This window comes from Gluconobacter morbifer G707, assembly GCF_000234355.1.
Lineage (GTDB): Bacteria > Pseudomonadota > Alphaproteobacteria > Acetobacterales > Acetobacteraceae > Gluconobacter > Gluconobacter morbifer.
In genome coordinates this window covers 1-4,053 of record NZ_AGQV01000019.1, presented here as the reverse complement: position 1 = coordinate 4,053, position 4,053 = coordinate 1, and the positions used below count along the sequence as shown (strand labels likewise).

Genomic DNA, 4,053 nt, shown 5'->3' with positions numbered 1-4,053 from the left:
TCACTGTAACGATCCACGAGGTAATCGGATCGATCCCGGAGTAGCCACGTAAACTTCATCAATTCCTCCATGACATCCACCATCCGGTCGTAGAGAGGGGACGGCTTCATCCGGTCATCATCACCGAACTGCGTATAGGCCATTGGGACGCTGGACTGGTTGGGGATGGTGAACATCCGCATCCACCGGCCCAGCACCCGCAGGGCATTGACGGAATTGAAACTCTGCGATCCGCCTGAGACCTGCATGACCGCCAGCGTGCGGCCTTGAGTCGGACGGATCGATCCTTCGGACAATGGCAGCCAGTCGATCTGGTTCTTGAACACGGCGGTAATGTTCCCGTGCCGTTCAGGGCTGCACCAGACTTGACCTTCCGACCAGATCGAGAGTTCCCGTAGTTCCTGCACTTTCGGATGGGTCGCGGACACAGAATCCGCTACCGGCAGGTCGGTCGGGTCAAACACCCGTGTCTCGGCCCCCAGCACCTTCAGGATGCGTTCCGCCTCAAGAACCAACAGATGGCTGAAGGATCGGGAACGTAAAGAGCCATAGAGCAGTAGGATACGCGGCGGATGGTCCACACGCGGTTGCGGTTCCAGCCGCGCGAGATCGACCTGTTCAAGATATTCGGGGTGGAGGGCTGGCAAGTCAGATTCGGTCATTATGGTCCATTCGTGCATTATGGGCGGCTGATCCAAGGCAGCCACAGAGCCAGCGCCCCGAGTGTCGCCAGCAGAACGGGCGGGGTGATTGCCAGTCCGACTTTCATGTACTGCCCCCATGTGACCCGATGGTTCTTGGATGCCAGCACATGCAGCCACAGCAGTGTGGCAAGACTGCCAATCGGCGTAAATTTTGGCCCGAGGTCGCAGCCGATGACGTTGGCATAGATCATCAGGTCGCGTGTCAGCGGCGTGATGTCGTGAGCCTGCTGGATCGCCAGTGCTCCGACCAGCACACTCGGCATATTGTTCATGATGGAGGACAGAGCAGCCGCCAGAAAGCCGGTGCCGATGGTGGCCGTGAATGTCCCTTGATGGCCCAGCCATACCAGTGCGGTTGCGAGGTAGTCGGTCAGCCCGGAATTGCGCAGGCCATAGACCACCAGATACATGCCCAGAGAGAAGATCACGATCTGCCACGGGGCACCCCGAAGCACCTTGCGAACAGGGATGACCCGACCATATCCGGCGATGAGCAACAGGATTCCGGCAGCTAGGCAGGCTACGACACAGACCGGGATGTGAAATGGCGCTGTCAGAAAATAGGCCGCCAGAACAAGGGCCAGTAGCGGAAATGCTGCCCGGAATACATGATGGTCGCGAATGGCCATGGCAGGTTCTGGTAGTTCGGTGACGGGATAGGTTGCAGGCACTTGCCGCCGGTACCACAGCCACAGGACGGCTAGCGTTGCACCAAGTGCTACCAGATCGACAGGGATCATGATTGCGGCATAGCGATCGAACGCAATGCCAAAGAAATTGGCACTGACGATGTTCACCAGATTGGAGATGACTAGCGGTAGACTGGTAGTATCTGCGACGAAGCCAGTCGCAATGATGAAAGCTAGGGCTGCGGTATGGCTCAGGCGGAGTTGAGTGAGGATGGCGATGACAATGGGCGTGAGCAGCAGGGCCGCGCCGTCATTGGCGAAAACCGCAGCAATGGCCGCTCCCAGCACCACGATCAACGGGAACAGCATCCGGCCTCGTCCTTTGCCCCAGCGCACGACGTACAGGGCGGCCCAGTGGAAGAACCCGGCCTCATCCAGCAACAGCGAGATGACGATCAGCGCGATAAAGGTAAGGGTCGCGTCCCAGACGATGTGCCAGACGACAGGAATGTCGTGCCAGTGGATCACACCAGCCGCCAGGGCCACGGTAGCGCCTGCCATCGCACTCCAGCCGATGCCCAGACCCCGAGGCTGCCAGATGACAAAAATCAGTGTGGCAACGAAAATCAGAAGCGCCAGCATCAGACGATCCGTTGGCCGGATTCATTGACGATCTTCTCGCCGTCCTCCTTTACGAAAGCGCCCTGCTGCGGGTTGGGCAGGATGTCCAGAACCGTCTCGGACGGGCGGCAGAGCGCCGTACCCAGCGGGGTGACGACGATCGGCCGGTTCATCAGGATGGGGTGTGCGATCATGGCGTCGATCAGCGCATCATCCGTCAGGGCCGGATTATCGAGGCCGAGTTCGTGAAAGGGCGTACCCTTTTCTCGCAGGATCGAGCGCACCGGAACGTCCATCCGGGCGATCAGATCGACCAGTTCCGCACGGCTGGGAGGGGTTTTCAGATATTCGATGATCCGGGGCTCATCGCCGCTGTTGCGGATCAGTGCGAGCACGTTGCGCGACGTGCCGCAGGCCGGGTTGTGGTAGATCGTGATGGTCATGAGCAGGTTTCCGGATTTGAGCAGCAGGCAGACAAATCCGCGACAAGGGGAGTGCAGAGATCGGGACTGCCCGCACAACAATCCTTGACCAGAAACAGCATCAGCTCTCGCAAGCATGGCAGGGACACACGATAAACGATCTGACGGCTATGGCGCTGTGAGGTCAGCAGACCAGCGCGGGTCAATGTGGCCAGATGGACGGAGATCGTATTCTGCGGCAACGCTAACTGACGCGCGATCTCCCCAGCGGGAAGGCCATCTGGTTCATGGCGCACCAACAAGCGGAAAATTTCGAGGCGGGTAGATTGAGAGAGGGCACTCAGGGTAAGTAAGGCAGCTTCAGTATCCATATATCTATTTTGATAGATATATGGATATATGTCAATTTACATTGACCATCAGTGATCTTGTGACGTGTGCCAAACCCGAAGAACCCGAACGATTTTGGCCGTTTCTTCTACCTCATAGAGTAACACATAGGGACGGACGACTACCCATTCGCGAGTATTATCCTCACCCTCTCGGCCGATGTTCGGGAACATGGCGAGGTCTGTGGTGGCGTCGATCAGCCGGAGCAAAATCCGTTTGGCCGCGTGAGGATTGCGGGGAAGCAGGTAGTCAACGATGGCGGCCCGGTCTGTCAGGGCTTCATCGGACCATTCAACCTGCACGCCGTTCCTCGTGTGGCAGTGCGTCAATCGCCGCCTGAACGCGGGCCAGATCGGCTTTCAGGATCGTTAGAACCTGTTCGGCTGGAACGGCGGGTTTCGTGCTGTTCCGGGCCTTGTGGATTGCGGCCCTTTTGGCGGCCAGTTCGTCGGACAGGTCGGTCATGACGCACCCCCTTGGAGAAGTTCGAGCTGCATGGGTGGCCGGGTTTCCGCGGCCTGTGCCTTGCGGACGTCCAGCGAGCCGTTCCATGCCACGTGCGGGTTGATGAAATACACGGCGACACCTCGCCCCTGCATCCCTTCGATTTTACGACGTTCGCGGCGGATTACGCCCATTTTTTCCAGTGTGCCCATGATTGTGCTGACATGTTTGGGGGCACATCCGATCCGTTCGGCGAGCTGGTCGCGGGTGAGCAGGACTTCGCCTGTGTCCTGCCGGAGATTAAGCAGCACTAGGTCGAAGGCATGGCGCACCTGATTGGGCCGGTCGTCAGATGGTAACTCGCGGATGGCGTCCCAGATCGTGGCGGTCTGCATACGGCTCAACATGGTGAAACCTCCCGGCCAAAGCCCTTCGGTGGTGTCTGGTCGCGCGGCCTTCTGTAGCGCGTGTGTGGCCCGTGAGATGGCTATACGCGCCTCTCCGGGCAAATGCTTCAGGAGTTCTTCAGACAGGAGCGAGAGTTGCTCGGCCGCCTGTGCAGCTTCCTCCTGTCCGGATCGCTGCGGCTTGGTGGTGAGGCGCACAATCTGGGCCATGTTTCGCTCCCTGTGGAGAACCCGTTTTTAAGTCCCGGAATCCGGGATCAATTAGTCCCAGAATCCGGGACTTAAAACAAGCCATTTTTCTAGGTTCTCTGCGGGGTGTGGCGATCCCTAAGAAAAAGAAAAGAATCTAATCCCCCTATTGTCCCCCCTTTTTTCGGTGGAAAACTGCCATTCCGGGGTCTGATCCGGCGCCCTGCGGGCGGGCTACGCCGCTCCC

7 protein-coding genes are annotated in these 4,053 nt (G+C 58.7%); all 7 read right to left on the bottom strand.

The features are described from left to right. The coding region (gene arsH / locus GMO_RS13460) for an arsenical resistance protein ArsH (protein ID WP_040509873.1) at positions 1-662 on the bottom strand (662 nt) is incomplete at its 3' end. Between the two features lie 17 nt (positions 663-679). Then, the gene (locus GMO_RS13455; RefSeq protein ID WP_008852991.1) at positions 680-1,975 is read right to left on the bottom strand and encodes an arsenic transporter; all 1,296 of its coding nucleotides are present in this window, start codon (positions 1,973-1,975) and stop codon (positions 680-682) included. Continuing rightward, a complete protein-coding gene (arsC, locus tag GMO_RS13450) occupies positions 1,975-2,397 on the bottom strand; it encodes an arsenate reductase (glutaredoxin) (RefSeq protein WP_008852990.1) in 423 nt (140 codons plus the stop codon). Before arsC ends, GMO_RS13455 begins: the two co-directional genes overlap by 1 nt. Next, on the bottom strand, positions 2,394-2,747 hold the full coding sequence (locus GMO_RS14080; RefSeq protein WP_083813692.1) for an ArsR/SmtB family transcription factor: 354 nt from the start codon (positions 2,745-2,747) through the stop codon (positions 2,394-2,396). Before GMO_RS14080 ends, arsC begins: the two co-directional genes overlap by 4 nt. Before the next feature lie 48 nt (positions 2,748-2,795). Further along, positions 2,796-3,068, bottom strand: a complete 273-nt coding sequence (locus GMO_RS13445) for a type II toxin-antitoxin system RelE/ParE family toxin (RefSeq protein WP_040509872.1) — start codon at positions 3,066-3,068, stop codon at positions 2,796-2,798. Next, a complete protein-coding gene (locus GMO_RS14505; RefSeq protein WP_008852989.1) occupies positions 3,058-3,231 on the bottom strand; it encodes a hypothetical protein in 174 nt (57 codons plus the stop codon). Before GMO_RS14505 ends, GMO_RS13445 begins: the two co-directional genes overlap by 11 nt. Next, positions 3,228-3,827, bottom strand: a complete 600-nt coding sequence (locus tag GMO_RS13440; RefSeq protein ID WP_040509871.1) for a helix-turn-helix domain-containing protein — start codon at positions 3,825-3,827, stop codon at positions 3,228-3,230. Before GMO_RS13440 ends, GMO_RS14505 begins: the two co-directional genes overlap by 4 nt. Positions 3,828-4,053 lie beyond the last annotated feature (226 nt).

Coding starts and splice junctions, on each gene's coding strand:
- GMO_RS13455 (WP_008852991.1), bottom strand. CDS start 1,975: ATGCTGGCGCTTCTGATTTTCGTTGCCACACTGATTTTTGTCATCTGG.
- arsC (WP_008852990.1), bottom strand. CDS start 2,397: ATGACCATCACGATCTACCACAACCCGGCCTGCGGCACGTCGCGCAAC.
- GMO_RS14080 (WP_083813692.1), bottom strand. CDS start 2,747: ATGGATACTGAAGCTGCCTTACTTACCCTGAGTGCCCTCTCTCAATCT.
- GMO_RS14505 (WP_008852989.1), bottom strand. CDS start 3,231: ATGACCGACCTGTCCGACGAACTGGCCGCCAAAAGGGCCGCAATCCAC.
- GMO_RS13440 (WP_040509871.1), bottom strand. CDS start 3,827: ATGGCCCAGATTGTGCGCCTCACCACCAAGCCGCAGCGATCCGGACAG.